This is a genomic window from Vibrio sp. D54, assembly GCF_021728075.1.
Lineage (GTDB): Bacteria > Pseudomonadota > Gammaproteobacteria > Enterobacterales > Vibrionaceae > Vibrio > Vibrio alginolyticus.
This window is the reverse complement of sequence record NZ_JAKKCS010000008.1, coordinates 110,996-126,833: the sequence shown is the minus strand read 5'-3', so window position 1 is coordinate 126,833 and position 15,838 is coordinate 110,996. Positions and strand designations below refer to the sequence as shown.

16 protein-coding genes are annotated in these 15,838 nt (G+C 45.2%); 8 read left to right on the top strand and 8 right to left on the bottom strand.

Annotated elements, in window-relative coordinates; genetic code table 11:
- Nucleotides 1-16: 16 nt before the first annotated feature.
- Nucleotides 17-445 (bottom strand): HIT domain-containing protein, encoded by a 429-nt coding sequence (locus tag L3V37_RS12850; protein ID WP_005382194.1) that lies wholly within the window; start codon nt 443-445, stop codon nt 17-19.
- 104 nt (nt 446-549) lie between these two features.
- Nucleotides 550-2,283 (bottom strand): arginine--tRNA ligase, encoded by a 1,734-nt coding sequence (argS, locus tag L3V37_RS12845; protein ID WP_005388349.1) that lies wholly within the window; start codon nt 2,281-2,283, stop codon nt 550-552.
- Nucleotides 2,284-2,503: 220 nt separating this feature from the next.
- Between argS and L3V37_RS12840 the strand changes: the two genes are divergently transcribed.
- Entirely contained in the window at nt 2,504-3,100 is a 597-nt protein-coding gene (locus L3V37_RS12840) for a VOC family protein (protein WP_104974367.1), read from the top strand.
- Nucleotides 3,101-3,171: 71 nt separating this feature from the next.
- On the opposite strand, the gene L3V37_RS12835 is transcribed toward L3V37_RS12840, so the two are convergent.
- The 3 genes from L3V37_RS12835 to purU form a co-directional block, all read right to left on the bottom strand.
- Nucleotides 3,172-3,540, bottom strand: a complete 369-nt coding sequence (locus L3V37_RS12835) for a hypothetical protein (protein ID WP_237306431.1) — start codon at nt 3,538-3,540, stop codon at nt 3,172-3,174.
- A gap of 1 nt (nt 3,541) precedes the next feature.
- On the bottom strand, nt 3,542-5,158 hold the full coding sequence (locus L3V37_RS12830; protein WP_237306430.1) for a trypsin-like serine protease: 1,617 nt from the start codon (nt 5,156-5,158) through the stop codon (nt 3,542-3,544).
- 206 nt (nt 5,159-5,364) lie between these two features.
- A complete protein-coding gene (purU, locus tag L3V37_RS12825) occupies nt 5,365-6,198 on the bottom strand; it encodes a formyltetrahydrofolate deformylase (RefSeq protein ID WP_005382206.1) in 834 nt (277 codons plus the stop codon).
- A 218-nt stretch (nt 6,199-6,416) separates the two neighbouring features.
- Here purU and L3V37_RS12820 point away from each other — a divergent pair, with 218 nt between their 5' ends.
- The 7 genes from L3V37_RS12820 (at nt 6,417) to rnd (ending at nt 13,910) form a co-directional block, all read left to right on the top strand.
- Nucleotides 6,417-8,357 carry an ATP-dependent DNA helicase gene (locus L3V37_RS12820; RefSeq protein WP_213915652.1) on the top strand — a complete coding sequence of 647 codons (1,941 nt, stop codon included), beginning with the start codon at nt 6,417-6,419 and terminating at the stop codon, nt 8,355-8,357.
- A 29-nt stretch (nt 8,358-8,386) separates the two neighbouring features.
- The gene (tsaB, locus tag L3V37_RS12815; protein ID WP_237306429.1) at nt 8,387-9,088 is read left to right on the top strand and encodes a tRNA (adenosine(37)-N6)-threonylcarbamoyltransferase complex dimerization subunit type 1 TsaB; all 702 of its coding nucleotides are present in this window, start codon (nt 8,387-8,389) and stop codon (nt 9,086-9,088) included.
- Between the two features lie 60 nt (nt 9,089-9,148).
- Complete coding sequence (locus L3V37_RS12810) at nt 9,149-9,454, top strand: chromosome partitioning protein ParA (RefSeq protein WP_237306428.1); 306 nt, start codon at nt 9,149-9,151, stop codon at nt 9,452-9,454.
- A 41-nt stretch (nt 9,455-9,495) separates the two neighbouring features.
- The gene (locus L3V37_RS12805) at nt 9,496-10,053 is read left to right on the top strand and encodes a Slp family lipoprotein (RefSeq protein WP_205460858.1); all 558 of its coding nucleotides are present in this window, start codon (nt 9,496-9,498) and stop codon (nt 10,051-10,053) included.
- A gap of 6 nt (nt 10,054-10,059) precedes the next feature.
- Nucleotides 10,060-10,914: an alpha/beta fold hydrolase gene (locus L3V37_RS12800; protein ID WP_005382215.1), complete on the top strand. Its 855-nt coding sequence runs from the start codon at nt 10,060-10,062 to the stop codon at nt 10,912-10,914.
- A 106-nt stretch (nt 10,915-11,020) separates the two neighbouring features.
- Nucleotides 11,021-12,712: a long-chain-fatty-acid--CoA ligase FadD gene (gene fadD / locus L3V37_RS12795; protein WP_005382216.1), complete on the top strand. Its 1,692-nt coding sequence runs from the start codon at nt 11,021-11,023 to the stop codon at nt 12,710-12,712.
- Nucleotides 12,713-12,791: 79 nt separating this feature from the next.
- On the top strand, nt 12,792-13,910 hold the full coding sequence (gene rnd / locus L3V37_RS12790; RefSeq protein WP_031777213.1) for a ribonuclease D: 1,119 nt from the start codon (nt 12,792-12,794) through the stop codon (nt 13,908-13,910).
- 77 nt (nt 13,911-13,987) lie between these two features.
- On the opposite strand, the gene minE is transcribed toward rnd, so the two are convergent.
- From minE to minC, 3 genes are read right to left on the bottom strand one after another with little or no spacing between them, the layout of a single operon-like run.
- Nucleotides 13,988-14,251: a cell division topological specificity factor MinE gene (gene minE, locus L3V37_RS12785; protein WP_005388332.1), complete on the bottom strand. Its 264-nt coding sequence runs from the start codon at nt 14,249-14,251 to the stop codon at nt 13,988-13,990.
- 2 nt (nt 14,252-14,253) lie between these two features.
- Nucleotides 14,254-15,066: a septum site-determining protein MinD gene (gene minD, locus L3V37_RS12780; protein WP_005388331.1), complete on the bottom strand. Its 813-nt coding sequence runs from the start codon at nt 15,064-15,066 to the stop codon at nt 14,254-14,256.
- 17 nt (nt 15,067-15,083) lie between these two features.
- Nucleotides 15,084-15,746, bottom strand: a complete 663-nt coding sequence (gene minC, locus L3V37_RS12775; RefSeq protein WP_005382304.1) for a septum site-determining protein MinC — start codon at nt 15,744-15,746, stop codon at nt 15,084-15,086.
- Nucleotides 15,747-15,838: the final 92 nt, after the last annotated feature.

Below are 15,838 nucleotides of genomic sequence, written 5' to 3'. Positions count from 1 at the left end.
TTTTCGCTTGCAGTGCTTATGCTTTTTGGAAAATAGAGCTCAGTGACAGCACATTTTTAATGCGACCAAGCAATTCGTTTTGCTCTTCTTCTGTACGGAATTCACCTTTGGTGTTCCCCCAAACCGGTCCCGGCCATGCTACGTCATCTTTGAAGCGAGCAATATGGTGAATGTGCAGCTGTGGCACCATATTACCTAGTGCGCCAAGGTTTAGCTTGTCTGGACGGAATGTTGCTTCCAGTGCTTGGCTTACCGCTTGAGACTCTAGCAAAAACTGTTGCTGTTCTTGCATTGGCAAGTGGTGAAGCTCTTTTAGGTTTGCACGTTTAGGTACCAAAATAACCCATGGCACGGCATTGTCTTTATGCAGAAGTGCCACACACAGTGGGAAGTGACCGATAACGGTAGTGTCTTTTGCCAATTGAGGGTGCAGTTCAAAACTCATTATATTATCCGATTTGAATTGAATGACATCAGTATACGCCAGATAAAACAAAAGGTTGACGCTTTCACGCCAACCTTTCTAAATCGTCTCGATTCTAGAATCGCTTACATACGCTCTAGAGTATCGATACCTAGTAGAGACAGACCTTGCTTGATGGTCTTCGCTGTTAGCGCTGCTAGTTTCAGACGGCTTTGTTTCACAGCTTCGTCTTCAGCAACTAGGATAGGGCACGCTTCGTAGAAACTAGAGAACTGACCTGCTAGTTCGAATAGGTAGCTACACATGATGTGCGGTTGGCCTTCGCGAGCGACAGATTGAACCGCTTCTTCGAACTGCATAAGTTTAGCAATAAGTGCTTTCTCTTTCTCATCAGTGATTTTGATGTCACCTTGGAGAGCGTCCATAGCAACACCAGCTTTAGCGAAAATAGAAGCTACGCGAGTGTATGCATATTGCATGTATGGTGCTGTGTTACCTTCAAACGCTAACATGTTGTCCCAATCGAACACGTAGTCAGTCGTACGGTGTTTAGATAAGTCAGAGTATTTAACCGCTGCCATTGCAACTGTTTTAGAGATCTTCTCTTTTTCTTCCGCATCTAGTTCAGGGTTTTTAGATTCGATCAGTTGTGCTGCACGAACTTCTGCTTCATCTAGAAGGTCGGCAAGACGAACGGTACCACCCGCACGAGTCTTGAATGGCTTACCATCTTTACCAAGCATCATGCCGAACGCGTGGTGCTCAAGAGATACTGACTCAGGTACGTAGCCTGCTTTACGAACAATTGTCCAAGCTTGCATTAGGTGCTGGTGTTGACGTGAGTCGATGAAGTAAAGCACACGGTCTGCGCTTAGCTCTTCATAACGATATTTTGCACATGCGATGTCTGTTGTTGTGTATAGGAAACCGCCATCGCGTTTTTGAACGATAACGCCCATTGGTTCGCCATCTTTGTTCTTGTATTCATCTAGGAATACAACTTGCGCGCCATCATCTTCAACGGCAAGACCTTGTTCTTTTAGGTCTGCAACGATCTTAGGAAGCATGTCGTTGTACATGCTCTCGCCCATTACGTCGTCACGAGTCAGTGACACGTTTAGACGGTCGTAGTTGCGCTGGTTTTGGATCATGGTTACATCAACGAGTTTTTTCCACATTTCTGCACAGTACTCGTCACCGCTTTGCAGTTTCACAACGTAGTTTCGCGCCTTTACTGCGAAGTCTTCATCTTCATCGTACAGCTTTTTCGATTCGCGGTAGAAGCCTTCAAGGTCCGCAAGTTCCATAGAAACTTCGCCAGACTCTTGTTGTACACGTTCAAGGTTTGCGATAAGCATACCGAACTGAGTACCCCAGTCGCCGATGTGGTTCGCACGGATCACTTTGTGACCTAGGAACTCAAGAGTACGTACTACCGCATCACCGATGATGGTTGAACGTAGGTGACCAACGTGCATTTCTTTAGCAACGTTTGGTGCAGAGTAGTCAGCAACGATAGTTTGAGCTTCGTCTGCCGCAACGCCAAGACGTGAGTCAGCCAGTGCTGCTTCCGCTTGTTTTGCTAGGAACTCTTCGCTTAGGAAAATGTTGATGAAACCAGGACCAGCGATTTCTGTCTTGCTCGCAATACCATCTAGGTCTAGAACATCCAGTACTTTCTGTGCAAATTCTCGTGGGTTAGTACCCAGTTTTTTAGCAACGCCCATTACGCCGTTTGCTTGGTAGTCACCAAATTGTGGCTTTGCTGATTGGCGTACTGCCGCAGGACTGCCTGCAGGTGCGCCAGCGGCTTCTAGAGCCTGAGATACTTTGTCATTAATAAGTGCTTGGATATTCACACGCGTTTCCTTCAATTCAAGGACAAAGAACTCGGCAAAGTAAGTACCGAGTTCTGTTGGAGTTCACAAAAATGGGGCTAATGATAACAACTTTATTGCTTTTCATACAGAGAGGAATTGGCGAAATTTTTACTTTTTCGATTGAATGGAAATGTGGCTTAGTTTGCGTTTACTATTGCGCTCAAAGTAATGAGATAAATCGCCCCATAAGAGAGCCATAATGACGACTCAACTAGTTGAAAAGCGCCTAACGCCTGAATTGATGATCCAAGATCTGGACGCATTTATGGCGAAGATTGAAGAGCTTGCAACCCTGTTAAAACTGGATCTGAGCTTTGCTCAAGCTGACCATATTGCGCTGCGAATTAATGATACTGAAACAGCAAAAGCCGCGCATGAAGCATGGAATCAATACGGTAAGGTGATTTCACAAGCGAAAATCAACGGTCGTCCAATCATCGTTATCGAATTCGACAAAGCGTTGGAAAGCCGTGGTTGGAAGATTGAGTGTCTGGAGCTGCCATACCCTGCGGAAGGCAAAATCTACCCAATTGAAAGCTGGGAACATGTGGAGTTTGTGATTCCGTCTCATGCCGAAACCGCAGATGAGTTTCTTGCTGATTTGAAACACACTTACCCAGCGTTTGGCGCGCGTTTTAATGAGTTGGAAGAGCTGGGTGTAAAGAGCAAATTGTCGAGCCCGAAAGGGGAAGGCGAACGCTTGAACAACCCAACCGTGGCGTTTAAGTACCAAGGCATTTGTATCAAGCTGCACCCGCATTCACTTAAGCGTATTGTGGAGTCTGAGCAGGCGTAAAACGCTAGAGTGACATTTCTGAGTTGCGAGAGGCAAAAAGGGAGCCGAGGCTCCCTTTCGTAAGCGAATCACTATTTAGCCAGTGACTTGCTTTTTGGGTTGGTAATGGAAAGTTTTTTGCCTTTCAACTCTTTATTTAGAGTGAGTGTGAAAGTCTTTGGAAACGGCATTCGTTTACAATGATCCACTTTGTTCCTGACGATTGTGAGCAGGGCTTCCGTTGAAGAGTTTTGCTCTATTTTTAAGCTAAAATCATCGTTCTTACTGCAGCCATTAGACTCGGCGATAAATGAAATTTGACTATCGCTAGTTCGATATGCTTCAACCATGATGGCTTGATGTTCAGACTCTAGACCTTGCTGCGTTTCTGTATTTGCCGAGCAAGCGACTAAACTGATGGAGCTCAAGCCAAGCAGCATTGTTTTGAGTACATATTGCATCTTATTGTCCTTTTTTGCGACGCAGGAAAGGACCTGCGGCCAGCAACATTAATAGGCTAATTGAGAAGCTGCCGCCTGAACTTGATGTTTTGGTTACGCTGCTCTCGCTAGTGTTATCTGAACTAACTGACATCTTGATATTGCGAATATACGCTTGCGCGTTGTAACCACCGCTAAACTCGTAATTTTTCAGATAAGCAAAAGTAACCGTGTTTGACTTCCTGTAAAAATCGATAGAAAGTTCACTGTAATCAATAAGCTGGCGGGTGTAGTCATACTCTTGGCCATTGACAAAAACGACAAAATAATCGAAACCATCGGATAGGACTTTAAAATCCATGGATAGTTTGCCTTTTGGCAAATCGGTTAAATGCAAGATGGATGCACCAGTAGACATTCCCATTTCTGCTGACTGAAGTTCACCATTTTCAGCCGTCCAAGCGTTTTGACCGGTATAAACATTTGCGTCTGCTAGCGGAATGGCATTACGCACTGATCTGCTTGCTTTATCTACACCTGAATACTCGAAAGTTGTTGTGAGTCTGGACAGTTTCGGATGATCGGTAAAGAGCTCTATCGTTGTTTCTGATCCCGAATAGCTAGGTTGGTAGCCGACGGTAATTTGACAGCTTTGCGAAGGCTTTAAGGTACCAGTACAAGTGCTTTTCTCGATGGTACTTCCGTATGATATTGTGCTTTGGTAGATGTTGAATGGGATAGTATCGTCATTACGAATAGTAAAGGTCTCTTGCTGCGCTTTTCGCTCAACGAAACGAAGATCTCGGTACTTAGTGAAGCTGATAGTATTGCGATGGCTATCTATCCATCCATTGTGTTGAAAATGAGCGACGTTGGCGTAAACACCATAAGCGTTTGGTTGAGCACATCCATCCCCCCAGCTGACCACGCCTAGCAATTTGTTGATACCGTTATCATCAACGATGAGTGGACCGCCGCTATCTCCTTGGCAGCTATCTTTACCTCCCCAATAGTATCCGGCGCAAATACCGTCATCTGATACATTAGAGTAGTTTCCTGGTAGGTTTTGGCAGGTAGCTCGATCTACGTATTCCAAATCTACTTGTTGTAAAACGGTTGGGTATATTCGGTCTGTCGTGGACGTATTTCCCCATCCAGCCACGTGCAACTTGTCTCCTACGCGTACGCTATCTAAAAGTTCTGGCGTTGCCAGGTCAATAGTTGCGCTATCGATATTGCGTTCTAATTCAATAAGAGCGATGTCATTGTTCGTTGTTATGTTGTTATATTCATCATGTGAATAGATATTTTTAATGGCGATGCGCTGTGCTTGAGACTCTCTGTTTTTGTCATAAAGACCAAGAACGATATCCAGATCGTCCGCATTAAGACCTTCCACACAGTGCGCAGCAGTTAATACGTATTTTCCACCTAGGAAACTGCCACCACAAAAGTGACCAATAGATGTAGGTTGTCCTTTACGTACCAGTGAAGCAATAAATTTCCAGTCGGAAGTGTTGGCAGGTTCGCCGCCGATAATGCGAGTGGATACATCATTCTGAACAGGCTCAAGAGTATCTGCGATTGTGGTTGCTGGTAAAGTCAGCCCAATCAGAAAAGCCACTAACGTTTTTTTCATTTTAATTCCGTAATATTAACGTGGTTTATTATAAGGAGGGCAAATGATAAACGGAATCATTCTCTCAGTAAATAGTTGTGGAGAAATGAAAAATTATAACGTATCGGTTTAACTTTGATGGTTAGAATTGGAGGGGGGATCTTCTGAAAAGATGAAACCCGCCAAGTTGGACGGGTTTCACTATCGTTGTAACTAGTACGGAGGGATTACAGGATCACTGTCTTATTCCCATAAACAAAGACGTGGTCATTGATCACTTTATTCAAAGCCTTACTCAATACGTTCTTCTCTACATCGCGTCCTGCTTGCGCCATATCTTGGGCATTGAATGTATGGTCGACAGGAATTACGTCTTGCTTGATGATCGGCCCTTCATCTAAATCATTAGTCACGAAGTGTGCTGTTGCACCGATGATTTTCACACCGCGATCGTAAGCTTGTTGATATGGCTTCGCGCCAATAAAAGCAGGTAAGAAGCTGTGATGAATATTAATGATTTTGTGGTGATATTTCTCAACAAACGTCGGCGTTAATACGCGCATGTATTTAGCTAGCACCAAAAAGTCAGCATCGTATTGATCGATCACTTCTAGCATCTTCTGCTCGTGTTCTTCACGGCTAAGGTTTTCATGGGTCACATGGTGGTAAGGAATGTCGAAGCGTTCAGTGAGAGTTTGCAGTTTGTCGTAATTCCCCACCACAGCGGCGATCTCAACATCTAGGCTTCCATCGTAGGTTTTCATCAGAATATCGCCTAAACAATGCGCTTCTTTTGTGACGAGAATGACGATGCGCTTACGGCGAGAGCCAACCAATTTACGCTTAGCACCTTGCGGGAGAGCTTGGTCCAAGTCGGCAAGAAACGTTTGATCGTTGAAGTACCCCTCCAACTCCGTTCTCATGAAAAAGTGGCCACTGGTATTATCAACAAATTCGTTATTGTGAACGATGTTGAGTTGGTGCTTGTAACAGATATTAGTAATTTTCGAGATGAGACCCGGGGCGTCAGAACAGTGGGTCAACAGTGTTTTCTTTTCCATAAATCAGGTACTTCCATGCATTAATATTTTAGCGTACGAATTTGTTATTATTCCCTGGCGGGTGTAACTGTACTGCCATGTTTCACCATAAATAATCTATTCTTACGTTGGTTTCAACAAAATATCCTTGTGTCGCCGCAAGCTGGTCAGATTGTGGGCTGATGTCACTCCTATTCCTCTGATATACTCTCGATAATTTTTCAAACTCAATACCAAGCATGATCGCAAAAACTTTTTCCTCTGATGGCGCGTTAGGTAAGGCCATTCCTGGCTTTCAAGCTCGTCAGCCACAAATCGATATGGCGGAAGCCGTCAGCAGTGCGATCAAAGATCAAACCCAGTTGGTGGTGGAGGCAGGAACCGGAACCGGTAAGACCTTCGCATACCTAGTCCCCGCGCTGTTGAGCGGTAAAAAAGTGATCATCAGTACAGGCTCGAAAAACTTGCAAGAGCAGTTGTACCATCGTGACTTACCGCTCATGGTCAATGCGCTTGGTTTTTATGGCCAAGTGGCGTTATTAAAAGGGCGTTCTAATTATCTGTGTTTGGATCGTTTGAGCCGCCAAGTGGTCGAAAGCCACACTAATGAATCTGACCCGACGTTATTAACTCAACTGGTTAAAGTGCGTGCTTGGTCATCAGAAACCAAAACAGGTGACCTTGGTGATTGTGATGATCTGCCAGAAGACAGCATGATCATTCCGACTATCACCTCAACCAATGATAACTGTTTAGGTAAAGAGTGTCCGAGCTACACCGATTGCTTTGTATTGAAAGCGCGTAAGCGAGCCATGGATTCCGACATTGTTGTAGTGAACCATCACTTGTTTCTTGCTGATTTAGCGATCAAAGAAACAGGATTCGGTGAACTGATTCCAGAAGCCGATGTGTTTATTTTTGATGAAGCTCATCAGTTGCCAGATATTGCGAGCGAATATTTCGGCCAGTCAGTTTCAAGCCGCCAAATTCACGATCTTGCCAAAGACATTGAAATAGCCTACCGCACCGAAGCCAAAGATATGCGTCAATTGCAAAAAGTGGGCGACAAACTCATGCAAAGCGCAATGGACATGCGGATTGTATTGGGTGAGCCAGGCTTTCGTGGCAACTGGCGTGAGGCGTTGCAATCAGGTTCTATTAAGCGAGAATTATTGCGCTTAACTGACAGCCTCGAATTGGCGATTGATGTACTCAAAATAGCTTTAGGGCGCAGTCAATTACTGGATACCGCTTTTGAACGAGCCAATTTGATCAAAGGCCGCATCGACCGCGTCTGTGATGTCGATATTACCGGTTACTCATACTGGTACGATACCTCGCCTCGTCATTTCGCTCTGCACATTACGCCTCTTTCTGTCGCGGACAAGTTCCATGAGCAAATAGAGATTAAACAAGGCGCGTGGATTTTCACGTCAGCAACCCTAGCTGTATCGGGCGACTTCAAGCACTTTACTGAGCGCCTTGGCCTCAAGCCTACAAAGCAATTTTCTCTGCCGTCCCCCTTTGATTATCAAAAACAAGCGCGCCTTTGTGTGCCAAGGTATTTGCCAGAGCCAAACAGTAACGGCTTAGCGGATAAGTTAGTCCGAATGCTTGCTCCGGTGATTGAAGAAAATGATGGTCGCTGCTTCTTTTTATGTACCTCGCACAGCATGATGCGTGAACTAGGTGAGAAGTTCCGAGAAGTACTTGAGCTGCCTGTGTTAATGCAAGGGGAGATGAGTAAGCAGAAAACCTTGGCGGAGTTTATGGAACTGGGTAACGCTTTACTCGTGGCGACGGGCGCTTTCTGGGAAGGGATTGATGTTAGAGGTGATGCGCTGAGCTGTGTTATTATCGACAAATTACCGTTTACCGCCCCTGACGATCCGTTACTCAAAGCCCGTATCGAGGATTGTCGATTACGTGGCGGTGAACCATTTGCTGAAGTACAAATCCCGGATGCAGTGATTACGTTAAAGCAGGGAGTAGGGCGATTAATTCGAGATCAGAAGGATCACGGTGCGTTGATCATTTGTGATAATCGCCTCGTCACGCGAGACTATGGTGGTATTTTCCTCGGAAGCCTACCACCTATCCCAAGGACGCGAGACTTAGATGGAATCAAAGCATTCCTGAAAGCAGAACAATCTGTCACAGACGCAAGTGCTGAGGCATAACCCAATAAATGAAAGTTGTAGAGAGTTAAATGAGCGCAAAAATTCTTGCTATCGATACAGCGACTGAAAACTGTTCAGTTGCGTTGTTGGCTAATGATCAAGTGATTTCACGTAGCGCGGTTGCACCACGCGATCACACCAAAAAAGTACTGCCAATGGTTGATGAAGTACTCAAAGAAGCTGGCCTGACTCTACAAGAGCTGGATGCGTTAGCGTTTGGACGTGGTCCAGGTAGCTTTACTGGCGTTCGTATCGGTATTGGTATCGCACAAGGTTTGGCGTTCGGTGCTGACTTACCTATGATCGGCGTTTCAACGCTGGCTGCAATGGCTCAAGGTAGCTATCGCTTACATGGTGTGACCGATGTCGCTGTGGCCATTGATGCACGTATGGGTGAAGTTTACTGGGCACGTTACACTCGCCAAGCAAACGGTGAGTGGGCAGAGATGGATGCAGAGTGCGTAATTCCACCAGCACGTCTCGTTGAAGAAGCACAAGCAGACGACAAAACGTGGACGACAGCAGGTACTGGTTGGGATGCTTACCAAGAAGTAATAGCAGGCCTACCGTTTAATTTGACGCATGGTGACGTTCTGTACCCTGATTCACAAGACATCGTGATTCTTGCTGAACAAGAATTTAAAAAGGGTAATACCGTGCCGGTCGAAGATTCGAGCCCTGTTTATTTACGTGATAATGTGACATGGAAAAAACTTCCTGGTCGCGAATAGTCCGTTTTTCATTAACCTGACAAAAAGCAGGGCGTTTGCCCTGTATTTTTATGGAGTGCTATGGCGTCGATTAATGGCTTGCCTCCTTCTTTGATTCCCGTTGCAAATCGCACTAATAAAGCCAGTCAAAAGAAGCAGGTAAATAAATCACAAACAAAGCAGCCTGTAGGTCAGCCTTCAAAGGTTGCTAACGCCGTGGCGCACTCCATAAAACACGTGGATGAGTCCCAAATTCACCGAGCTCAAGTGCAATATGACCTTCCTGAAGGGGGCGCACGTAAAGCAATGGAGCAGTACATGGATGTCATGAATCGAGCTAAAAAAGAGGAACTGGCTCAATTACTTGGTGTCGATATTTACGTGTGAGATCTCCCCAGCTTGGGGTTACTAATATTGAAAGGTGGTTTATGAAGGTTTTTGGACGGTTTTTTCTCGCATTATTTGCTACGGTTGGTTTGTCTGCGTGTAGCTCGTTGCCAGAGGAGCTAACTGCAAGCACAGAATTGGTCGTTACAGACTATAAAGCTTTTGCTGAGTCTCAGGGGCAAGTGAGTGAAGATGTTCGCCTTGGTGGAATCATCGCTAAAGTGGATAACTTTAAAGATAAAACGCGTCTAGAGATTGTAAACCTTCCAATCAGTAAGTCTGGTAAACCTGATATTGATGAAGAGCCTACGGGGCGTTTTGTCGCCTATTTTGATGGCTATTTAGAGCCTGTCGCCTTTAGTGAAGGCCGTTTGGTGACGGTTGTAGGCAAAGGAACAGGGGAAGAAGAAGGAAAGATCGGTGAGCACGGTTACATCTTCCCGGTAATTAAGGGGGAAGGGTACCGTTTATGGAAAATTGAAGAACGTGTACGCATGTATGACTCGCCAACCTACTTTTACCCATGTTACTCGATTAACTGCCGCATGTGGCGTAATGATTTCCCACAAGACGGTAAAGTGATAAAACAGGTCAAATAATCTGCGATGCATGAGCGTCAATTCGAGCTTCCTGCCGGCAAAATGGCAGCCCTTGAGATAGGGAACGAGAAAACGGCTGACTTGTCAGTCGTTTTTCTTCATGGGTGGTTAGATAATGCGGGCAGCTTTAAAGCGCTCATGGAGCAGTTGAATCAACTTAATCCTCACTTACACCTCCTCGCCATCGATCATTTTGGTCACGGTTTATCGAGTCATAAATCTCACGATAATTATTACCCCTTTCACGACTATATTGCCGATTTGTATCAGTTTTTGGACGAATTATCACCAAACAGACTGATATTAGTAGGGCATTCACTTGGTGCTTTAATCGCAAGTTGCTATAGTGCAGCGTTTCCAGAGCAGGTCGAAGCTCTTGTGCAAATTGAGGGAGCAGGACCTCTTCATGAGGATCCTACTAACAGTTTGCCTCGTCTTCGCGATGGCGTTTTAAGTCGAATAAGACAGCAAAACAAGCCAGAGCGAGCCATTGCCTCCTTCGATCTGGCGTTAAAATTACGCATGCAAGCCAACCAATTAACCGCTGAGCAGCTTCTACCGATAGTCGAGCGTGGAACAGAGCAGCGAGGAGATAAATGGTATTGGCGGCATGACGCCAAGTTAAAATGTGCGTCGCTTTACCGAATGGCGCAAGCGCATGCTAACTCGATTACCAGCCAAATACGTTGTCCTCATTTGATTGTATTAGGCGATCAAGGATTTCAGAATTTACCATCTAACCAAGCTGATTGGGGAGAGAACCCACCGCAAGTGGTGTCTGTCAAGGGTGGTCATCACTGTCATTTAGAGCAAATACTCGAGGTCGCAACGCGAATTCTTGGTGTAGTTAACAAAATTTAAACAAGTGTTTGAGAGTTGCGTGCTCAAGCACGTTCGCTGTGCTGTAATAGCTTTCAAAATAAAAAGGACGCTATTTTTTAGCCAGTTATAAACGAGGAGTAACATCGTGGATAAACCATGGCTTTCACGTTATCCAAGTGACGTACCTGAAACCATTAATCCAGAGCAATATGAGTCTTTGGTAGAAATGTTTGAACAGTCTGTACAAAAATATGCAGACCAACCAGCATTCATGAACATGGGCTCGGTTATGACCTTCCGTAAATTGGAAGAGCGTAGTCGCGCATTCGCAGCGTATCTGCAAAACGAGTTAAAACTGCAAAAGGGTGACCGCGTTGCTCTGATGATGCCAAACTTACTGCAATACCCAGTAGCATTATTTGGTATTTTGCGTGCAGGTTGTATCGCCGTAAACGTTAACCCACTTTACACTCCTCGTGAACTTGAACACCAATTGAATGACTCAGGTGCGACGACGATTGTGATTGTGTCTAACTTTGCGAACACGCTAGAACAAATCGTCGATAAAACACCAGTCAAACACGTAGTGTTAACCAGTCTTGGTCAAATGCTGCCACGAGCGAAAGGTACGATTGTCGATTTTGTCGTGAAGTACGTTAAGGGCATGGTGCCTAAGTACGATTTACCTGGTGCTATCTCAATGCGTCAGGCTCTACGTAAAGGTCGTCGTCTACAATACGTTAAACCGTTTATGTCTGGGGATGACATTGCATTCCTGCAATATACGGGGGGGACGACAGGTGTCGCGAAAGGTGCGATTCTGACTCACCGCAACATGATTGCGAACGTTCTACAGGCAAAAGGCGCGTACGGACCGGTTTTATCTCCGGGGCGTGAATTAGTCGTAACAGCGTTACCGCTGTATCACGTATTTGCTCTTACCGTAAACTGTCTGCTGTTTGTCGAAATGGGTGGTCGTAACTTACTTATTACCAACCCTAGAGATATTCCAGGGTTCGTGAAAGAGCTACAAAAGCATCCGTTTACTGCGATTACGGGCGTGAATACCTTATTTAATGCATTGGTCAATAATGAAGATTTCCACGAGTTGGATTTCAGTAATCTACGTTTAGCCGTTGGCGGCGGCATGGCAGTGCAGCGCTCAGTGGCAGAAAGATGGCAAAAGACCACGGGTTGCTATTTGCTCGAAGGTTACGGTCTAACCGAGTGTTCTCCGTTGGTGGCGGCATATCCGCATGATCTTGTTGAATACAATGGCTCTATTGGTCTGCCGGTACCATCAACAGAAGTTCGTATCGTGGACGAAGAAGGCAACGCTCTTGCGAATACTGAAACTGGTGAACTTCAAGTTCGTGGCCCTCAGGTTATGCAAGGTTACTGGCAACGACCTGAAGCAACGAAAGATACGATTAACGAAGACGGCTGGCTATCAACTGGCGACATCGTTAAGTTCGATGACGAAGGCTTCCTGCATATCGTTGACCGTAAGAAAGACATGATCTTAGTATCAGGCTTTAATGTTTACCCGAACGAAATCGAAGACGTTGTAGCACTACACGGCAAAGTACTTGAAGTTGCTGCTATTGGCCAGCCGCATGAAGTGTCTGGTGAATTAGTGAAGATTTATGTCGTGAAACGTGATCCGAGCTTGACCAAAGACGAGGTGATCGCGCATTGTCGAGAACACTTAACTGGCTATAAAGTACCGAAGTTGGTTGAGTTCCGCGAAGACTTACCTAAAACCAATGTCGGTAAGATCTTGCGTCGTGTTTTACGCGAAGAGAATGACGCTGAACTTGCGAAGAAAAGCGCATAAGCCGATTTCGTCGAGTCGAGAGATTTAAAAAATGATAGAATGCCAGCGTTTTGCTGGCATTTTTTATAGCGAGAAGTATGTGAACTATCAAATTATTACTAAAAACAAAGACCTAGAAGAGGTTTGCACTCATGCCCGAGAGGCAGACGTAGTGATGCTGGATACCGAATTCGTTCGTATTCGCACTTTCTACCCGCAGTTAGGTCTGATTCAGCTTTTCGATGGTAATCGCCTCTCGCTGATTGATCCGACTGAATTAACGGATATGACGCCGTTTGTAGCGCTATTAAAAGATACTTCTGTGCTAAAAGTGCTACACGCATGTGGTGAAGATTTAGAAGTTTTCCAAAACGCTTTTGGTTGTACACCATTCCCTATGGTGGATACGCAGCTGATGGCCGCTTTTCTCGGTCACGGCCTATCGACAGGCTTCGCATCGCTGGTGGAAGAATATTTAGGCGTAGAGCTCGACAAAAGTGAATCACGTACCGACTGGATGGCTCGTCCACTGACACAAAAGCAATTAGATTATGCTGCCGCAGATGTTCATTACTTGTTACCGTTATACGAAAAGCTGTTCGATAAGGTGACGCAAGCAGGTTGGTGGGAAGCTGTACAGCAAGAAAGTGATTTACTCGTTTCGAAACGTATTCGCGTAACCAATGAAGAGAATGCCTACCTTGATATTAAGGGCGCTTGGCAATTAAAACCTTCTGAGCTGGCGATTTTAAAGCCATTGGCGACGTGGCGTTATCGTGAAGCAATCAAACGAGATTTAGCGCTGAACTTTATCTTCAAAGAAGGTGATCTATTAACGGTCGCTCGTCTTGGCTTAACGAACTTTAAGAAGATGGAAGCAGAAGATATTGATATCCGAGCGATTAACCGCCATGGCGCGAAGATTGCCGCGATTGTTAAACAAGCGAAGCAAACACCTTCTGAAGAGTATCCTGCGAAAATTGAGCGTTTAATGGACTATCCGGGTTACAAGCAGGTCTTCAAAAATATGAAAGACTTGGTGAAATCGGCTTCGCAGAAGTCAGGTTTAGCCACGGAGTTCCTTGCCTCTAAAAAGCAGATCAATCAGTTGATCAGTTGGGTTTGGAAAAAAGATCGTGACCCAGAAGTATTGCCTGATTTGATGCAAGGGTGGCGTTTGGATTTACTCGGCGACAAGATGAACAAAGCATTAAAGTAATGAAAGATGAAAAAGGTTGGCCTCTATGCCAACCTTTTTCGTTCTAATTAGAGCATTCGTCTGGTGAGAGAAACTGATTACTTTTCTTCGTCTGGTAGCTTCACATTCAGCTCAAGAACTGAGATATCGTCGTCTTTGTGCTCAAATGTTAAGTCAACCATATTTGGATCAATTGCCACGTACTTGCTGATCACCTTCAAGATGTCTTCTTTTAATTGAGGCAAGTAAGACGGCGCAGGATCATTTTGGCTGCGGCGCTCTGCGACAATGATTTGCAAACGCTCTTTAGCTAGATTCGCAGAAGTTTTCTTCTGTGGACGGAAAAATTCTAATAATGACATGTCTAGCCTCCAAAGAGTCGTTTAAAGAGTCCTTTCTTCTCCTCAGTAAGGAAACGAAATTCAACCTGATTGCCTAATAAGCGATCAACGGTGTCAGAATAAGCCATACCCGCATCGGTGTTATCGTCAAAAGTGACTGGCACACCTTTGTTTGACGCGTTAAGCACGGCTTGGCTTTCTGGAATCACGCCCAGTAGTGGAATATGTAAGATCTCCTCTACGTCTTCAACGCTTAGCATTTCGCCTTGAGTGACGCGAGATGGGTTGTAGCGAGTCAGTAGCAGGTGCTGTTTTACTGGCTCTAGCCCTTGTTCTGCACGCAGTGACTTAGAATCTAAAATACCGAGAATGCGGTCAGAGTCACGCACAGAAGAGACTTCTGGGTTCGTTGTGACAATGGCTTCATCGGCATAGTACAAGGCCATTAACGCGCCTTGCTCGATACCTGCTGGTGAATCACAAATAATGAAATCAAAGCCCATTTCATCAAGTTCGCCGAATACGCGCTGAACACCATCTTTTGTCAGTGCGTCTTTATCACGAGTTTGAGAAGCAGGAAGAATAAATAGGTTGTCCGTGCGCTTATCTTTGATCAGCGCTTGGTTTAATGTCGCTTCACCGTTAATGACGTTTACAAAGTCATACACGACGCGGCGCTCACAGCCCATGATTAGATCGAGGTTACGCAAACCGATGTCAAAATCGATCACCGCGGTCTTTTTTCCCTTAAGAGCTAGACCAGAGGCGATGGCTGCGCTTGAAGTGGTTTTACCAACGCCACCTTTACCAGACGTTACTACAATAATGCGTGCCATTTTTTTTCCTTTTTAGATTAAATCGCGAGAACTTCTAAATGTAATGATTCATCGGCTTTACTGATCATTACTTTCTTTTGCCAGTACTCGCTTTCAATTTGATCGCTTAACCAGTAGTCACCTGCAATGGATACCAGTTCTGCTTGTAAATCGTGGCAAATAATACGCGCTTCCTGCTGACCACTTGCTCCTGCAATCGCACGACCTCGAAGTGTGCCATGGATATGAATAGAGCCGTCAGCAATGACTTCAGCACCTGCACTTACGTGCGCTAGCACCACCAAATCACCATCTTTTGCGTAGATCTGTTGTCCTGAGCGGACAGGCGTACGAACTACTTTCGTTGGTGCCATTTTGGCAGGTGCTTGGCTTGGCGATTTGCTCGCCGACATAATGGCGAAGCCAGCTTCGGAAGCAAGGTTTTGTACACGCTTGTCTTTACAGCCCGTTACACCGACCGGAATAAAACCAGCATCTGAGATGCCTTGTTTAAGCTTAGGGAAATCAATGTCGCCTTGTACTTTTGCTATATTGATTACCAAAGGCGCGGATGCAAAAAAAGAAGGTGCTTGAGAAACTTTTTCTTGCAAAAATTCGACAGTCTTTGCGATCTCATTGTCAGAAAGGTGTAAAACTGACAATGTAAAACTGCTACCTTTAAGGTCTGGTGAATGGGTCATCGTGGACTTCTTGCCTTTATTGAAAGAGCGTTGCCTTAAACTAGGTATGTCATGTTATATTTCATCCTTTGACGCAGCAAGTTCTCTCGTGG

Bases quoted from the DNA above. Each gene is read 5' to 3' on its own strand.
- L3V37_RS12835 (WP_237306431.1), bottom strand. From the start codon at position 3,540: ATGCAATATGTACTCAAAACAATGCTGCTTGGCTTGAGCTCCATCAGT.
- purU (WP_005382206.1), bottom strand. From the start codon at position 6,198: ATGGAAAAGAAAACACTGTTGACCCACTGTTCTGACGCCCCGGGTCTC.
- L3V37_RS12800 (WP_005382215.1), top strand. From the start codon at position 10,060: ATGCATGAGCGTCAATTCGAGCTTCCTGCCGGCAAAATGGCAGCCCTT.
- L3V37_RS12820 (WP_213915652.1), top strand. From the start codon at position 6,417: ATGATCGCAAAAACTTTTTCCTCTGATGGCGCGTTAGGTAAGGCCATT.
- minC (WP_005382304.1), bottom strand. From the start codon at position 15,746: ATGACCCATTCACCAGACCTTAAAGGTAGCAGTTTTACATTGTCAGTT.
- L3V37_RS12805 (WP_205460858.1), top strand. From the start codon at position 9,496: ATGAAGGTTTTTGGACGGTTTTTTCTCGCATTATTTGCTACGGTTGGT.
- minE (WP_005388332.1), bottom strand. From the start codon at position 14,251: ATGTCATTATTAGAATTTTTCCGTCCACAGAAGAAAACTTCTGCGAAT.
- tsaB (WP_237306429.1), top strand. From the start codon at position 8,387: ATGAGCGCAAAAATTCTTGCTATCGATACAGCGACTGAAAACTGTTCA.
- minD (WP_005388331.1), bottom strand. From the start codon at position 15,066: ATGGCACGCATTATTGTAGTAACGTCTGGTAAAGGTGGCGTTGGTAAA.
- L3V37_RS12840 (WP_104974367.1), top strand. From the start codon at position 2,504: ATGACGACTCAACTAGTTGAAAAGCGCCTAACGCCTGAATTGATGATC.
- L3V37_RS12830 (WP_237306430.1), bottom strand. From the start codon at position 5,158: ATGAAAAAAACGTTAGTGGCTTTTCTGATTGGGCTGACTTTACCAGCA.
- L3V37_RS12810 (WP_237306428.1), top strand. From the start codon at position 9,149: ATGGCGTCGATTAATGGCTTGCCTCCTTCTTTGATTCCCGTTGCAAAT.
- L3V37_RS12850 (WP_005382194.1), bottom strand. From the start codon at position 445: ATGAGTTTTGAACTGCACCCTCAATTGGCAAAAGACACTACCGTTATC.